Here is a 15,617-nt window from a genome sequence, read left to right on the forward strand (position 1 = left end):
TTACTCAAATGCTGCGGGAATGTATTCTTGCAAGAGTAATTTAAATTTAGTATTTCTCATTTGTAGTGCCAGCGATTCAAAGATTGCTGGCTTATTTGTTGCTGGTGGCGAATCAGTGTTAAAGCGTTGACAGTACACTAAAGCGACGTCAAAGCGACAAGGATAGACGCTTAAGTCGGGGTATTGAGTTAAGTAAAAAGTCGCTGTTCGCCAAAGTTTAGCTTGCTTTTGTGATGTAATAGACAACAACCCGCCTGCATCCCAATTGCCGCTGCTACGAGTTTTGACTTCGACAAAAGTAACGAATGGAGTGGTAGATTCTTGTTGGGCGACGATATCGAGTTCGCCCCAACGACAGCGCCAGCGACGGTGCAAAATTTTCCAGCCTTGCAATTGTAACCAATGTGCAACGAGGTCTTCTCCTAATACACCAATATCGGGATAATAAGAAGTAGGAGGGATTGTCATCGGCTGAGAATAAGAATAGTTTATATGCGCGAGGATCGGATGGTAAAGAAAATATTCAGAGTGTGTCGCTGGATGGCGATTTGCGTGCTAATCTTATGTGCGATCGCGTCTCCACTGTTGTATATAAGTATTCCCAGTGCGATCGCGCTTGATTACAACAAAGAAATTTTATTAAACTCTGATTTTTCAGGGCGTGACTTAACCGACTCAAGTTTTAATCATGCCAATTTGCGTAACAGCAATTTCAGCCATGCGAATTTAGAAGGTGTCAGTTTATTTGCTGCTAACTTAGAATCAGCCAATTTAGAAGGTGCAAATTTGACGAATGCAACGTTAGATTCAGCGCGATTGAGTAATGCTAACTTAAAAGATGCAGTTTTGGAAGGCGCCTTTGCCGCAAATGCTAAGTTTGATAATGCGGTAATTGATGGTGCCGACTTTACTGACGTGCTATTGCGCCGCGACGAACAAGCAAAACTGTGCAAGGTAGCTAAAGGTACCAACCCGACAACAGGGCGAGAAACGCGAGCAACTTTAATGTGTTTTTAAAGCGACTTGTATGTCATTGAGCAACTGCATAAAAATAAGGCAATCCTGCACCTGGATTGCCTGAAGTTCTTGAAACACTTGTGTTTAAACAATGGTAATGTCCAAGCTAGGAACAAAGCCTGAACCAAGTTGCAGCGTGGCAAACTGCGTGCCGTTGAACGCTAAAGCACCGGTGCTGCTGTTGAAATTAAAACCATCGTACTGATTGACACCTGGCGTAATACCAAATCCAGATGCTGAAACTTCAATTTTGTCTCCTTCTACGTACTTAAAATCTTTGATTGTATCGACACCGTCATAGGGAGAGTAGAAAACAAAAGTATCTGCGCCTGCGCCACCTACCAGTGTGTCGTAACCCGATTCACCAACAATGCGATCGTTGCCTGCACCTCCTTCAATATAGTCTTTGCCAGAGTAACCTAGTAAAGTATTATTTCCGGCATTTCCGTAAAGTTTATCGTTACCAGACAAGCCATCAATGAAGTTATTAGCATTATTACCGACAATTTTGTTATTTAAGCTGTTACCAGTACCGCTAATCGCGTCATAGCCTGTGAGGGTAAGATTTTCGACATGCGAACCGAGGGTAAAACTAACAGAGGAGTTAACGGTATCAGTACCAACATTTTGATACTCGGTAACAGTATCGTAAAGACGATCGACGATGTATGTATCATTAACTGTACCGCCATACATTGCATCCGCGCCGGAACCACCGTCAAGTAAATCGTTACCAGATTCGCCATACAGTGTATCACTGTCGGCTTCACCGTATAGCTTGTCGTTACCGCTATAGCCGTATAGTACGTCAGAGTATCGTTACCATTCCAGCCATCGATGACATCATTGCCATCTTTACCGTCAACATAGTTATTACCGTTATCGGCAAATATGTTGTCGCTGTAGTTTGTACCATTGATGCTGTCATCGAAAATGGTGCCGTTGATATTAGCCATTGTGTTTACTCCTAAATCCATAAATGCTGTAGTTTATGAGCGCTGCGTTTTGTTGATTTCGCATGCTCTGTAGGTATATAGGAGTGGCGTTCTAGTTTTATGCAGTGGTGTCGCAGAAAAAAGAGGCAAGAAGGTATGTGCTACTAAATCAAATCGGTGAGTGAAAATTGGCGTTGTCGATCTAATTGTTGTAAGCGTTGCTGTTCGGTGTAGAGGAGTTCGTAGTACGATCGCGATCGCTCTGGGTCTTCTTTTGGGTCGATCGCTTCCCAAAGTTCGAGATACAAGCGATAGCGTTTTTCACACATCACGCGTTCCATACACGCGATCGCTGCTTGTACTCCTTGAGTTGCACGCAAAAGATCGCGTTCGGTTTTCTCATCTAAGTAAAATAGGTGTGATATCAAAGCCATCTCGCGTTCGAATTGCCAGCAGCGGGTTTGGAGGCGCGAGAACAAGGGGTCTGATGCGTCAGATGCTACTGGGCTATTTTCAGCAGCTTCTGCTAGAATTTGTTGCCATAAAAAGCGATGGTGCGAGAGACTAAATTGCAGATCTCGCGCTTGTAAAGCTTCAGTAATTGCTTGACGATGTTCGGGGCAATGCAGGTAAATGCGTAATAGTAAAGCTTCAGCTTGTTCGAGGAGACTGCGATCGCTTGTTAGAGGAAATGCTTGTGATTTTTGTTGCTTTTTAACCGGTTGGGGCGTGCGGTTGCTTTGAACGGGTGCGACTTGCTGCGACAGAGTTTCAGCTTGTAGGGGTATCCGGCGCGAATCACCCAAACTCAGTAACTCAGCGCAGCGGAAAATATAATGATTGCGCGTGTCGCTATTCGCAATTAACTTGAGCAACTTCACCATTTTTTGGGCGACTTGCTGAAATTGATCCGCTTGCTTCAAGTCGCGGTTTGCTACGATTTGTTGTATTTGCCAGTCTAACCACAACGGAGCATTATTGAGTAGTTCGCGATAGTGTTTGGGCGTGTAAGTGTGTAGATATTCATCAGCGTCTTTACCTTCGGGTAGATTGAGAATTCGCAAACTAACTTCGCCGCGATAGGCAAGATTTGCAATTTCACCAATCGCCCGTTCGGCGGCTTGAGTTCCCGCCGTATCAGCATCAAAGTTGAGTACGAGTTGTTTTGATTCGGTGTATCGTAACAATTGGCGTACTTGGTCTAAACTCAACGCTGTCCCAAGAGAAGCCACTGCGTTCGTAATTCCGGCGGCGTGGAGGGCGATCGCGTCGAAATAGCCTTCGACAACGATCGCTCGATCCGCGCGCGCAATTGCTGATTTGGCTTTATCGAGGGCAAATAGCGTTTTGCCTTTGTTGAATAATTGAGTTTCTGGCGAGTTGAGATACTTAGGTTGCTCGTCGCCTAAACTTCTCCCCCCAAAACCAATGACGCGCCCTTGAAGATCGTGAATTGGAATCATCAAGCGATCGCGGAAATAATCGTAGTAACGATCTCCTGATTGTCGTTGGCGAATTAACCCCGCTTGTTCTAGTAGTTGTACGGGGTAGTGCTTTTGTTCTACTAAATAACGATAAAGCGTTTCCCAACTTGTCGGTGCATAACCTAAACCAAACTGCTGAATGGTTTCTAAACTGAGTTTGCGTGTCGATTGCAAATACTCTAGTGCGGCTTCTCCTTGGGGTTGGCGTAAGGCGTGTTGATAAAATTGAGCAGCGATCGCCAAAATCTCGTAAAGTTGTTCGCGTAACGACAACTGACGCTGTAGTTCTTGGCGTTGTTCGGGGGCGAGGGTTTGTACGGGTATTTGGTAGCGCCGCGCTAAATCTAAAACAACTTCACTAAACGAACTTTTCCCAACTTCCATCAAAAACTTAATGGCGTTTCCCCCAGCATTGCAGCCAAAGCAGTAATACATCTGCTTGGTCGGGCTAACACTGAAACTCGGCGTTTTCTCGTCGTGGAAAGGGCACAAACCCACATAATCTTTACCACGCTTGCGTAGAACAACGTATTCTGATACCACGTCAACGATATCAACTCGTTGCTTAACTTCCTCAATTGTGTCTGGATGCAGGCGCGGAATTTGCATTGACTGATTAGAGCAGTATTTGAGCAAGGCTGGTAATTGGTAACTAGTAAGAATACTTATTATGAATTATCCATTACCGCTTACCTATTACCATTATCGAATTAAATAGCTCAACCAAGTTGACGGATCTTTTTGCGGAATCAAAAGCCGCCATGTCTTACCTTCTTGCTGGCGTTGCAAGTAAACATCAAAGCTATTTTGTCTTTGTGTCAACGTACGTGGTAGTTTGAGCGTGAGGTCGTACGTACCGCGAACGCGATAGGCAGGTAAGCTTTGAATTTCTAATGGTTCGCGTTGCGCAATGGTGACGTGTTCGACTTTTAAGCCTTGGAAATCGACGCCGAGTTGTTTGCTAAGTTGCTGTTGCGTTTGTTCTAGTTGCAGCGCGATCGCTTGTTGGACAAGTTTATCGCTTGGTTGCATTCCATCACTACACGCTGTCAATAAAACGAATAAAAGCGCGATCGCTATCAATCGAAGCACCATAACACGAGCGAAACTCCCTACTGCCCCATCAGAGATTGATTGTATCGGCTTTATGCTTGTTTTACTCTGCAAGCATTTCTAGATGCGATTGTTCTAGCAAGGCGACTTGCTGTTCTAATTTGTCGCAACACTGAAGTACTAGGCGCAATCCATCTTCTTGCGAAATCTCTTCGGTGGTGGGGAAAAACTCTTGCAGAATTTCGGCTTCGGTAGTTTGGTATTCTCCGAGCGAAGATCTTAATGTTTTGAGATAGTGCGCGCCTTCACCGCCTTCTTGGAGGACAAAATCAAGAATCGAATCTAAGTACGCTACAACTTCAGTACTCTTAACGCCCTCCGTCACCGCAGCATAAAGCAAATCACCATCAAGATAGCGAAAATCTGGTACAGCGAGGATGTCGCCGTTCAACTCAAAGGTGCGTAGTCCCTCTGTTGGTTTGACAGTTAAATGTTCTGCGCGCACGCGATGTGCTGCGTGATAAAGGAGCGTAGCGATCGCTAAAATCACTTGGGGGTAATTGCTATCGGTTCCGCGCATCTCTACCGTACCAATGCCATTAAGTCGCACGCGATTCCACGCTGCTTTGAGGAGATTTCCGCCAGCTTCTTTAAACAAATGTCTTTCAACTCCCGCTTTGTCCATTGCGGCTAACCAAGAGTAGTACCGTGCAAACTGTAATTCGACTAATTCTTCAATATCTGCTGCATACGGCTGTAGCCCACCTACAGATTGCAAATGCGTATACACTCCTTCCCAGCCAAAAACCTCACTACCGCGATAACGTACGGTATGTGCAGCAAACCTCATGACGCGTCCTTCGTAAAAAGGACACGCCCGCGATAGGACAATTAGCGATGGATCTAACGCTGTTGCCAAATTGTAAATATTCAACAGTTCTTCGCGTGCTTGGGGTGTAGAATTGTAAGACACGCCTACACGGCGGTCAATAATTCCTGCTGGCAAATCTAAATGAATGTGCGTTCCCGTACACCGTGCCGCGTGCATAAAACGGTCAAAGCCAATCGTGCGGACTTGCACGTGATACCATAACTTATTGCGAATTGTCGGCATGACGTGCAGCGGGTAGGTAGACAAGGGATAAAGTCTGAGACTCATTTCCTTAGCTACCTTGAGCGCTACCTTGAGATTACTTAGATATTCTGTTGCTAACTCTGTGACGCTGTACGCGGGTGGTGTATTAATCTCCACCATGCTTTTTACCCATTCCGGCGCAAAGTGTTGCGGATTGCGTCCTTCGGCTGCTGCAACTTCTTGACAGCGCTGCAAGTATTCATCACCGCTATGCGAAATGACACCACGTTCGTCTACTAGAAAAAATTCTTGCTCAAGCCCAATCCGCCGATCTTCTACACTCATGCCTCAAACCTCGTAGAAGGCATTTTTATCTTAGCCTTCCTCCGATCTAGTCTCAATTTTATCTATATAGGGCTGGTTTAATTTTATCGTTCAATCTTTGACAAGGACGATTAGACGCATCAGCAGCTTCCCGTAATGAGAGTTTTAGAAAGTGCTGGCGTAGATTCTCGCGGATTGATAAGTATTATTGACAACTTTTGCATCGACTTGATGTAAAGCTTCCAGGATACCTGGAACAGTTGATTGCAGCGCCTGGCGAATTGCATCGAGTTGCACGATGTCTACTTCGTTTGTCCATTCGTTCATGAAAAACTTTTTGACTTCAATCGATAAAACGCACGCTGAATCGGGAAAAGTTTGATGCACCCAGCGCGGAAAGTAACCACCAGAGAAGTTAATGTTTTCGCGGACATCTAAATGTCTACCCAAAAAGTTGAAGGCTCGTAAGTCTTGCGTGAAGCGGTCGATAACAGGTGCCCAACGCTGGCGATTCAGCGTTCCTGTACCAATATTGATTTCTGGATTGTAGCGCGGATCGGCGGGTAGTGAATTAGGTCCAAAACGTAAGTGATTATAAGTATGTAGTTCAAATACAACAAAGCGACCGTGACGACGTTCGATATCGCTTAAGACTTGTTCTAACATCGCATAGAAGGCGTCGTGTTCTGCCCATGAACGCTCTACGATCGCGCGGGGCGGTCTTGTTTTCCAAACTTTTAATCCCCAAGCATCTTCGGGTTTAATATACACGGCTTTGTCGCGGCGGCGATTCAAATCGAATTCAAAGCGCGATCGCCGTGCAACAATTCTGGTATCGGCAATTTTTGTCCAGTGCGCGGTGTATGGATCTTCTTCGCGCCAGCGATCCGCTTCGGTAACGCTGAGTAACGGGGCGACTTCTTCGCGAACGTCGTGACCGTCATGCAACGCAACAGCAACGACTGGTCCATCTCCTTGTGTTAATGCCCAGCTACGTGATGTCATCTACTACCCCACAGGACTAATGTAAGCTTTTTATTCTCGCTTGACTGGAGGTTAATAAATGTAACGACGGTAACAAGTTGCGGCGATCGCTATCTAAATAAAAACCCCAGTGCGGACTGGGGGCGAGTTGCTGTTAAGGACTCTATTTAACATCCCAAATGCGTGCTTTGTAATCTGCATAGTAACAGCTAAACTTCCAGAAGTTAATCAGCGGTCGCAGCAGGGGATGGTGCATTTTTTGCTGTTTCTCTACTTTGAGCGATGATTGATTGCGATCTGAAAACATCATGGTTCTTTCTCCTTGGTGAATAATCAATGCCAATTATTGGTAGTACTGCTGTTCAATCCAGGCGCGCATTTCAGCTTCAGAACTGCGTTTTGCCGTGCGACCTGTTCTCGGATCGCAAGCATTCCACCACGTATTACCGTAGCGATCTGAACTCTGCCAAACTTGTAGTTCGTTTTGCGTATTGAGATAATTGATAAATCGCTGCCAAATGCTTTTTAAAGGTGCAAGATAATCAGTTTTGGCTTCTACTGTCGGTTGATGATAGAGAAATTCCAGTCTTTCTCGCTCAAAGGAACTCATCGAATTCTTCATACCAAATCTTCATGACCTCACATCACTTTTTTTACTTCTCTTAACAACCTCACTCTAACAAGCTTTTTCTTGACAATCCAAGCAATTTATGCATGACATGCATGAATAAAATTCATATCTAGGGGATGGCATGACTTGCAAATGATTGCGAGAATAGACGTTGCTTGTATGGAGTGCTATGAGTGACATTACTAGTAAAATTAAGCTCTCGCAGTTACGGGCGTTAGTCGCAGTTGCGGAACGCGGAAATTTTAGTACAGCTGCGCTGCACTTAGAGATATCGCAGTCAGCGGTTAGTCACGCGATCGCGGCTTTAGAAGAAGATCTAGGCGTTGTTTTACTCGTACGGGGGCGTCATGGGGCGCATCCAACGCCCGTGGGAGAACGAATTATTGCCCATGCCCGCCAGGTACTACAATTACTCGAAACAATGGCGAAAGAAGCAAATCTCGAAAAAGGTTTGCACGGCGGTCAAGTAAGAATTGGTTGTTTTCGAAGTGTCGCAACGCACATTTTACCAGCAGTTATTGCTGAGTTTCGCAAGCATTTTCCGAAGATTGCAGTCACAATTACTGAACATTATGATTACATTGACGTCGAGCAAGCTTTGCGGGAAGGTCATGCAGATCTTGGCTTTACTTATCTTCCTGCAAGTGATGAATTTGAAACTTGGGAATTACTGCGCGATGATTATATTGTGTTACTACCGCCAACTGCTCCCACGAGTACCAAACAAATCAGCTGGAAGCAATTAGCCGCGTATCCTTTAATTGTCCCTTCGACAAATACTTGCTCGATTAGAATTCGCAACCATCTACGCTTCTCTGACTGTCCTCTGCACATTGCGTATGAAGTTCGCGAAGATTCAACAATTGTTAGTATGGTTGTGCAAGGATTGGGTGCGGCAATTTTGCCACGATTAGCCGCCGAACCCTTACCGCCTGGAGTACAAGCGTGTACTTTACCGATTCCCCTCGAAAGAATTATCGGAGTGGCGGTGTTGGCAAATACACTGCAAACACCTGCTGTTTTTGCGTTTCTAGATGTACTGATGAAAGCAAAGCGCTTTGCACTGCGCACAGCGGTTTAAAAATGATAATTATTTAAGCAGTACTCGATTTGTAACATCAGGCGATCGCGTTGCGCTGGTGGCGTTCCTTTGTGAAAACAAAAGGGATCTTCGGCAAAGCCAAAACCAACGTTACCGCAGATTGTTAAAATGTCTTCTTGAGGATAGTATTGGCTGATATCGCGATCGCTACGACCGATAAACAGCGTTAGTTGATGTGTAATCTTTTTGTTTTTGTGGCTTCCGCGAACGCAAACATGCGCTCCACTCGCTGCATCAACTTCACTTAAGTAAAAGAAAAATTTAAGCGAACGATAGTCAATCGGATCGTAATGAAACAACTCTTGCGCAAAGTTTAGTCTCTCCTGAAAATTGGCATTTGTTGCAAAACTCCACCACAGCCGCGATCCTGTAAATACAGGTTTGGCATTAAAGTACGCAGCTGCGATTTTGAGTAACTTAGAGTCTTGAGTAATCTTCTCGATGGCGCAGCAATTTCTTTCAGGGTCTACATAGTCGCTGACGACTAAGTTACCATACTTTTGTTGCCATAACTCTTTCTCCTCAACATAAAACATCAGCTGTGGATCGAAGTTGGCAAAACACGGTTCGCACTTTGTAAACGCTAAAATTTCTTCAATAATCGTTGTCGGTAGTTGAATTCCTAAATATAAGCCATCTGTTTGTAGTGCTTGAACCACAGCTTCTACATCAAGAGCTTCAAAAATAGATTCGGTATATTCTTCAAGTACTGCTTGGGGATAAAAAATGCTGATATGCGATCGAATTACCTGAAATCGCGAGAACAAAAACATTAACAACCACTTTGGGTTTTTAACAGAATACATGTAGTAAGGCTTGACTTTGAGGCGAACTCGTAACAACAGGTTCTGCAGTTTCTCGTGACTGCGCCTGAGTCGATGATTGATCAACAGCATAAATTTAGCAGAAATACTTACGTAGTTTAGCCTAAGTAATTCTTTCTAAAATGCTAGAGCTTTGATGAAATCTTTGAATAAACTTGGTAAATTAAGTGCTTTTGTGAGTAAATCATAAAAATAGTGAGAATTTTTTCATCAATCTTGGATTTTCTTTGTTTTTGAGCAAATTTAACCGCTAACCTAGCACGTGATGGCGCGGCTTCACAAAATCTGTGCGCCTTTTTAAACTCATAAAATTAGTAGTGCATAAATGAACGACCAAGAATTGTTATGCGCTCTTGAGTCTTATTGCAGATAAAACAAAACGGTAATTCCTGCGATCGCAATTCCTACACCGGCAATCGCCCTGAAACTAATTCGTTCGCCCATTGCGGCTGCTAGTGGTAGGACAAATAAAGGACTTGTATTAGTCAGTGTTAACGCAATTCCTGCAGCTGTAAATTGAATCGCGGTTTGTTGCAGCCAAATTCCGAGGTAAGTTCCGGTAAAGGATGCGATAAAAATTGCAGCGATCGCGCGGAGTGTAGGTAGTTTCAGTCCTGAACTGCGTGTTTTCAATGCCACCCAAGGTATAATAATACATAATCCACCGCTCAAGCGTAACAGTGCAGCCCACAACGAACTAACTGTTGTCGTAGTGAAAACTGCTCGCGAAAGCACCGCACCTGTTGCTAGCGCGATCGCTGCTAAAATGCCAAAACTGATACCGCGTAATAAATGAGTTGAGTGGTGCGTGCTCGTTCCAGGAGTTCTTTCGCTTAATACCCACGCTACTCCCAGAATAGTTAGTATAATACCGCACCAAGCAGCAAAACTCAATTGTTCTTGAAGAAAGAGCAACGCCAAAATTGCAGTTATCGGTGGTGCTAAGGTTTCCATAAGCAGTGTTCGCCGCGCACCGAGGTATTTCAGGGCAGTCAGGAATGCAGAATCGCCAAGACCGATGCCCAACATGCCACTTAGTATAAAGAAGAAGTAATCGTTAAACGCCAATGCAGGGAGGACGTCGCCACTTATAAATATTGTGCACAAAAGAAGAACAACGGCGATCGCGCCTTTGAATAAGTTGAGTTCGAGAGGATGAATAGTTTGTCCGACGCGGCTATAGATGACAGAAGCTACTGCCCACAAGCAAGCAGCAGCTAAAGCGGCGAATTCACCTGTTAAGTTCAAGTTTAAAGATAAAAATGACATTTGAAGTTTTGAGTAAGGGATACCTTACCCGTATTTGTTGAGCTTTGAATTTTGTCTAGCGGGCAAAACTTTTATTTTGACTGCTTTTAATCTAGTACAGAGTTATTCAGTGTTAACTTGATTATTCACATGTTAATTTGCTCTTCACGACCTACTCGCTTTCAGCAGATTTTTACTTTTACCTCGGTGATATTTTAAAGGTTTAACGATCTCTATGCAATTTTTCTAGTTTATGCATCTCTGCGTAGCTATACTGAGGGCATTTGCTATTTTCTCTCAATACGATACAAGTATTGTGCTTTTAGATGTGAGAAAATGCTTTTCAAAACATTTATCCTCAATCAACAATCCACGATATACTGGCAGGACGCGCGAATAAACTTTAAAGTTAAAGCGGATGCAAGTGCAATTTATTGCTGAGGGATGACCTAATTTTCAGCATCAACCTTTTTTGGAATGAGTTTTAAAGAAACCTATAGAAGCCGCGCGCCCAACTGGCAATTCCTCAAGTTATGTAGCTGAAAAGACAGATAAATATTTGCACAAACTGCTAAAAAGTTTTACAACAGAACTACTGCCAACACGACAACTGACCGCAGATAAAGAAAAAGCTTTGCAGATGTCTATGCTCAGACTATTGCTTATGCACTGTTTACAGCAAGAGTGTTTAGCTTCATTAGAGATAAACAAGAAAGACGAAAAGAAACCTTTCTCGTTTAGAAGTTGGCTTGGCAACAATTCCCCAAAGCTCAACCGTTTTTACAGTACATATTTAAGAATGTATCGCAATTGAAGGGATGCTTAGAACGTGGTAACTCAGAACTCTGACATCCGCAAGCGGTACAGCTAAAAAAGGTAATGATGGCTGATGCCAAAAGATTGTACCAACCGACGTCAAATAGTGACGGAGCGAGTTACAGGGATCGCTAGAAACTTAAAAATTGCTTTCTCGACGGGAAACAGCGTTTCCACAATATCAAAGGCGATCGCGACAATAAATAACCCCAAGGTGAGATGCACCAAATTCGGATGAATAGGAATGATGTATGGTAATCCATTAACTCCTAAACTATCCCACTGTTTCAGCAGGTCTGGATTCATGACAGACCTCCTCGAATTGCTTCTACCACCGGAACTGTATGCAAACCATAAACCCACACGAGTAAGCTACCCAGGTACGACTGAACGCATACAAGCCCAACTAGCAATACACTCACAGCGAGGTAAGGAATTGGTAACTGTGGTTTTTCCTGCAATCGAATCACATAGCGCCAGGCGGTAACGATCGCCAGAATTCCAGAAAGTGACCAGCCTAAAATTGTATGAGCATTTAGTGTTGAAACTGATGCTGCGTAAGGTTCTGCCAAACCCGCTTCAATTTGTCCAAAAATAATGGCAATGAATATTGAAACCGTAGCAAAGGCTAGATTCCACCAGCTAACTTCATACAACTTGGAATTTTTTGTGAAATACCCAAGGATATCGCAAAACACTGCAAACAGCACCATCGCAATCACGAAATGCACCACAATTGGGTGAACGATATCGGGATAAGGAAAGTTATGCTCGTTGAGCAGCGGAAGATAATTAAACACAGGTTTTTAAGATAACGCAGTAAAAGTGACTATATAAGGTAGAACTGAGAAATTATGTAGGCAATTCAACTGAACGAACGTTTGAAGTTGAATAAACTCTTAGACTATAGAGCCATCAGCTTTTAACTTTCAAGAGTTCTGGTTTACACGTTATCTTCGCTTATTCTACAAAATCGCTTTCTGAAAGAAGTGTGTTCTTGCTTTTGTGACACATAGTTAGCGTGCTAGTTTTCCTAGCGAAGATTGCAGGTTTACACTATTCGTTCGCTGAAATATGGTGAGTGGGAATTGTGAATGGAATAATTGACACTTTGTCACTTTAATAAGGAGAGAAATTTGAAAAGTTCGCAAAGCTGAAGTAACGTTCTATAGCAAGGGTCAGGAAGCACAAGTCAGAGGTCAGGGTTAGAATCTAGAAGAGCTAATGATTCTGGGCTTCTCTCATGTCCTAAGCATCCCTCTAACTGCTATAGCTTCTCAACGCGCAAGCTTGGTGTCTGTACAGTTAAGCAAATCCTATGAATTATAGTAAAAACTTATATATTTTTTGGCTAGCTATTGTATTTGTTTATTGTTAAAGTTAGATTAGTAAGCAAAACTAACAACACTTCATAGGAGAAGTTCAATGACTTATACCGCTGAAAAAACATTAGTTACAACAACTGCAATTTCTCATGCTGAAGGCAGAAATTTGGAGACGTCTTTCCAAGCTGCTTTAGAACATGCTCGTCGTCTCACTCAAATGTATGGAATTGGCTCAACTGAGGTTGCTGTCGCCTGGGATACCGTAGAAGAATTAGTCACTGCATTGGTTCGCCGCCCAAAAAAATCGTTCTCTGCGTTTGAACAATACTGCACTTTGCATCCAGATGCGCCAGAGTGTCGCCTCTATGACGTTTAAGTGGCAAATGCTTCTGCAAAAAGCTGCTCGAGTAGAATGCACTACCCTCAACCGTTTATGCTGGTGAGTTGGTTAAGTGGGTAGTGCGATCGCTGTATCCACAGTAGCACCTTCAAATTTGCTTAAATAGCGATTTCTTGCCTACATCAAAGTCTTTTACTAAAGCAAAAGCTAGAAGTTAATTAGATAAAATTAAGATAAATCAGGAAGTTTACTACCTTTTTGGAACAAGCATTGCCATAATCTTAATCTAGCTGAATTGGTTGTAGAGAAAATGGTGCAATGGATTGTTCCACTTGCTTTTGTTATTGGTGGTTTATTAGCAGGATTAATTTGTGAAAGAACAATTCTAGTTCGTTTGTGAAAACTCGCTATCAGAACTCAGCGACAAATCAATGAAATAATTATTAAGTCTCTGCAAGGAATGACCTTTATTTGGTTTGCCATTGCAGGGATTTATACTGCTATTTTAAGTTTGACAATAGCTCCTAATATTGCTGGAATTATCCAAAAACTGTTAATTATCATTTTTCTGTATTCAGTGACAGTATTTTTGGCACGCTTGAGTGTTGGTTTTGTTACACTTTATGGTCAAAAAGCTTTCTGATCAGCCTCGCTCCTTTCTAATTTAACTAGAATCATTATCTATGTTTTTGGTATACTAATTATCCGCCAAACTATTGGTATTGAAATTACTCCAATTCTAGCTACTTTGGGAATTGGAGGACTAGCCGTTGCTTTAGCTTTTCAAGATACTCTAGCAAATATTTTTTCTGGTTTATACTTATTGATTTCCAAACAAGTTAAAACGGGTGATTATGTTAAGTTGGAAACCGGACAAGAAGGATACGTAACAGACATCACTTGGCGTAATACAACAATTAAAGAACTGCCTAATAGTACTATTATTGTTCCTAATTCAAAGTTAAGCTCAGCAATTTTTACAAATTATTGTTTGCCAGCAAAAGAACTTAGTATTCAAGTACACTTAGGCGTAAGCTATGATAGCGATCTTGACCGTGTAGAACAGGTAACACTAGCTGTAGCCAAAGAAGTCATGCACGATGTTTTAGGAGTCAGCAATACTTTTGAGCCATTTATTAGATTTCATACTTTTGGGGATTTTAGTATTGATTTTACAGTTTTTTTTACGTGTAGATGAATTTAGCGAACAATTTCGGGCAAAGCATGAATTTATCAAAAGATTGCATCGCCGTTATCAGCAAGAGGAAATTGAAATTCTGTACCCCGTTAGAACTGTTTATCTGCCAGAAAAGAATCAGACAGTGAAGCGATCGCACTCAGCTTCGGAAATCAAAAATTGATAACTCCTAAGTGAGAGGGCTATTTTTTAGCCAAAATGTTATTTAATAAAAAGTAGAGATTAACAAATTTTAATAAAGACCTGTGACTACTCAACAAATACCGTATACTAGCAGCTTGGAAAAGCAAGTCTGGAACTGGCAAGGATACGACATTCAGTACACCGTTAAAGGTGAAGGACGTCCTTTAGTTTTAGTTCATGGATTTGGTGCTTGTATCGGACACTGGCGGAAAAATATTCCTGTTTTAGCCGATGCGGGCTATCGCGTGTTTGCTTTGGACTTACTAGGGTTTGGTGGATCGAGTAAACCGCCGCTGAATTACACTTTGGATGTGTGGGAACTGTTGCTTAAAGATTTTTGGGAAGCACGCATTCAAGAACCGGCAATATTTATTGGTAACTCGATCGGCGCGTTACTCAGTTTAATGGTAGTCGCAAATCATCCGGAAATTGCCGCTGGTGCAGTTTTGATTAACAGCGCGGGGGGTTTAAGCCATCGTCCGCACGAACTGAATCCGCCGTTACGCATTTTCATGGCGGGGTTCAATCGACTGGTGCGATCGCGCATTACAGGAAGAACAATCTTTAACCGCATTCGCCAAAAATCGCAGATTCGCCGCACGTTGCTGCAAGTTTACCGCAATTCTGATGCTGTTACCGATGAACTTGTAGATATGCTGTACGAACCAGCGTGCGATCCTGGCGCGCAACAAGTGTTTGCTTCAATTATTACCGCGCCTCCAGGTCCTAGTCCAGCTGAATTATTACCAAAGGTGAAGCGTCCTTTACTCGTAGTATGGGGTGCGGACGATCCTTGGACACCGATAAGTGGTGCAAAAATTTATGAAACGATGCGCGATCGCGGCGAACCTGTTGAAGTTGTCCCTATTCCAAACGCCGGACATTGTCCGCACGATGAAGTTCCTGACAAAGTCAATCCTGTGATTGTCGAATGGTTAAATAAATTGTGTCAACTTTGAGGATAACTAGTAAGTAGTCGCTAACTATTCATAGCTGCGTAACGATTCGGCTAGAGATGATATTAAACAAAGTTGCTAGCTTATAAGTAGCTGGACTTCTGGAATCGGTAGCTTTGCTT

At 43.0% G+C, this 15,617-nt stretch carries 17 protein-coding genes and 3 pseudogenes; 6 read left to right on the top strand and 14 right to left on the bottom strand.

Annotation, left to right across the window (positions count from 1 at the left end; translation table 11 throughout):
- Complete coding sequence (locus B1A85_RS11820) at positions 1-468, bottom strand: YraN family protein (RefSeq protein WP_104547111.1); 468 nt, start codon at positions 466-468, stop codon at positions 1-3.
- A gap of 72 nt (positions 469-540) precedes the next feature.
- Between B1A85_RS11820 and B1A85_RS11825 the strand changes: the two genes are divergently transcribed.
- A complete protein-coding gene (locus B1A85_RS11825) occupies positions 541-1,017 on the top strand; it encodes a pentapeptide repeat-containing protein (protein WP_246841399.1) in 477 nt (158 codons plus the stop codon).
- Between the two features lie 84 nt (positions 1,018-1,101).
- Here the strand turns inward: B1A85_RS11825 and B1A85_RS11830 are convergent, their stop codons facing one another.
- The 9 genes and pseudogenes from B1A85_RS11830 to B1A85_RS11860 form a co-directional block, all read right to left on the bottom strand.
- A complete protein-coding gene (locus tag B1A85_RS11830; RefSeq protein WP_210404397.1) occupies positions 1,102-1,713 on the bottom strand; it encodes a calcium-binding protein in 612 nt (203 codons plus the stop codon).
- Positions 1,714-1,734: 21 nt separating this feature from the next.
- A pseudogene (locus tag B1A85_RS26125) lies at positions 1,735-1,800 on the bottom strand (hypothetical protein); the annotation flags it as partial.
- Positions 1,801-1,862: 62 nt separating this feature from the next.
- Positions 1,863-1,994, bottom strand: a pseudogene (locus tag B1A85_RS26130) (hypothetical protein); the annotation flags it as partial.
- A 122-nt stretch (positions 1,995-2,116) separates the two neighbouring features.
- Positions 2,117-4,045 carry a DNA primase gene (gene dnaG / locus B1A85_RS11835; protein WP_104547113.1) on the bottom strand — a complete coding sequence of 643 codons (1,929 nt, stop codon included), beginning with the start codon at positions 4,043-4,045 and terminating at the stop codon, positions 2,117-2,119.
- 93 nt (positions 4,046-4,138) lie between these two features.
- Positions 4,139-4,531, bottom strand: a complete 393-nt coding sequence (locus B1A85_RS11840; protein ID WP_210404398.1) for a hypothetical protein — start codon at positions 4,529-4,531, stop codon at positions 4,139-4,141.
- A gap of 61 nt (positions 4,532-4,592) precedes the next feature.
- Positions 4,593-5,909 (bottom strand): glutamate-cysteine ligase family protein, encoded by a 1,317-nt coding sequence (locus B1A85_RS11845; protein ID WP_104547114.1) that lies wholly within the window; start codon positions 5,907-5,909, stop codon positions 4,593-4,595.
- A gap of 144 nt (positions 5,910-6,053) precedes the next feature.
- Positions 6,054-6,893 carry an N-formylglutamate amidohydrolase gene (locus tag B1A85_RS11850; protein ID WP_104547115.1) on the bottom strand — a complete coding sequence of 280 codons (840 nt, stop codon included), beginning with the start codon at positions 6,891-6,893 and terminating at the stop codon, positions 6,054-6,056.
- Positions 6,894-7,035: 142 nt separating this feature from the next.
- Positions 7,036-7,182 (bottom strand): hypothetical protein, encoded by a 147-nt coding sequence (locus tag B1A85_RS23915; RefSeq protein ID WP_168192390.1) that lies wholly within the window; start codon positions 7,180-7,182, stop codon positions 7,036-7,038.
- A gap of 33 nt (positions 7,183-7,215) precedes the next feature.
- Positions 7,216-7,494: a hypothetical protein gene (locus tag B1A85_RS11860; protein ID WP_210404399.1), complete on the bottom strand. Its 279-nt coding sequence runs from the start codon at positions 7,492-7,494 to the stop codon at positions 7,216-7,218.
- A gap of 178 nt (positions 7,495-7,672) precedes the next feature.
- Between B1A85_RS11860 and B1A85_RS11865 the strand changes: the two genes are divergently transcribed.
- Positions 7,673-8,584, top strand: coding sequence for a LysR family transcriptional regulator (locus B1A85_RS11865; protein WP_104547117.1), 912 nt, complete (start codon positions 7,673-7,675; stop codon positions 8,582-8,584).
- On the opposite strand, the gene B1A85_RS11870 is transcribed toward B1A85_RS11865, so the two are convergent.
- The 4 genes and pseudogenes from B1A85_RS11870 to B1A85_RS11885 all read right to left on the bottom strand — a co-directional run bounded on the left by B1A85_RS11870 (position 8,581) and on the right by B1A85_RS11885 (position 12,293).
- Positions 8,581-9,501: a hypothetical protein gene (locus B1A85_RS11870; RefSeq protein ID WP_104547118.1), complete on the bottom strand. Its 921-nt coding sequence runs from the start codon at positions 9,499-9,501 to the stop codon at positions 8,581-8,583. The genes B1A85_RS11865 and B1A85_RS11870 overlap by 4 nt on opposite strands.
- Positions 9,502-9,789: 288 nt before the next feature.
- Complete coding sequence (locus B1A85_RS11875; protein WP_104547119.1) at positions 9,790-10,698, bottom strand: DMT family transporter; 909 nt, start codon at positions 10,696-10,698, stop codon at positions 9,790-9,792.
- 836 nt (positions 10,699-11,534) lie between these two features.
- Positions 11,535-11,799, bottom strand: a pseudogene (locus B1A85_RS11880) (DUF2231 domain-containing protein); the annotation flags it as partial.
- Positions 11,796-12,293, bottom strand: coding sequence for a DUF2231 domain-containing protein (locus B1A85_RS11885; protein ID WP_104547120.1), 498 nt, complete (start codon positions 12,291-12,293; stop codon positions 11,796-11,798). The gene B1A85_RS11885 and the pseudogene B1A85_RS11880, both read right to left, overlap by 4 nt.
- A gap of 625 nt (positions 12,294-12,918) precedes the next feature.
- Between B1A85_RS11885 and B1A85_RS11890 the strand changes: the two genes are divergently transcribed.
- The 4 genes from B1A85_RS11890 to B1A85_RS11900 all read left to right on the top strand — a co-directional run bounded on the left by B1A85_RS11890 (position 12,919) and on the right by B1A85_RS11900 (position 15,498).
- Complete coding sequence (locus B1A85_RS11890; RefSeq protein ID WP_104547121.1) at positions 12,919-13,194, top strand: Calvin cycle protein CP12; 276 nt, start codon at positions 12,919-12,921, stop codon at positions 13,192-13,194.
- 424 nt (positions 13,195-13,618) lie between these two features.
- Complete coding sequence (locus tag B1A85_RS24515) at positions 13,619-13,801, top strand: hypothetical protein (protein ID WP_210404400.1); 183 nt, start codon at positions 13,619-13,621, stop codon at positions 13,799-13,801.
- A gap of 105 nt (positions 13,802-13,906) precedes the next feature.
- Positions 13,907-14,356 carry a mechanosensitive ion channel family protein gene (locus B1A85_RS24520; protein WP_371681655.1) on the top strand — a complete coding sequence of 150 codons (450 nt, stop codon included), beginning with the start codon at positions 13,907-13,909 and terminating at the stop codon, positions 14,354-14,356.
- Between the two features lie 245 nt (positions 14,357-14,601).
- Entirely contained in the window at positions 14,602-15,498 is an 897-nt protein-coding gene (locus B1A85_RS11900; RefSeq protein WP_104547122.1) for an alpha/beta fold hydrolase, read from the top strand.
- Positions 15,499-15,617 lie beyond the last annotated feature (119 nt).

It is taken from the genome of Chroococcidiopsis sp. TS-821, assembly GCF_002939305.1.
In the GTDB taxonomy this organism is placed as follows: domain Bacteria; phylum Cyanobacteriota; class Cyanobacteriia; order Cyanobacteriales; family Chroococcidiopsidaceae; genus Chroogloeocystis.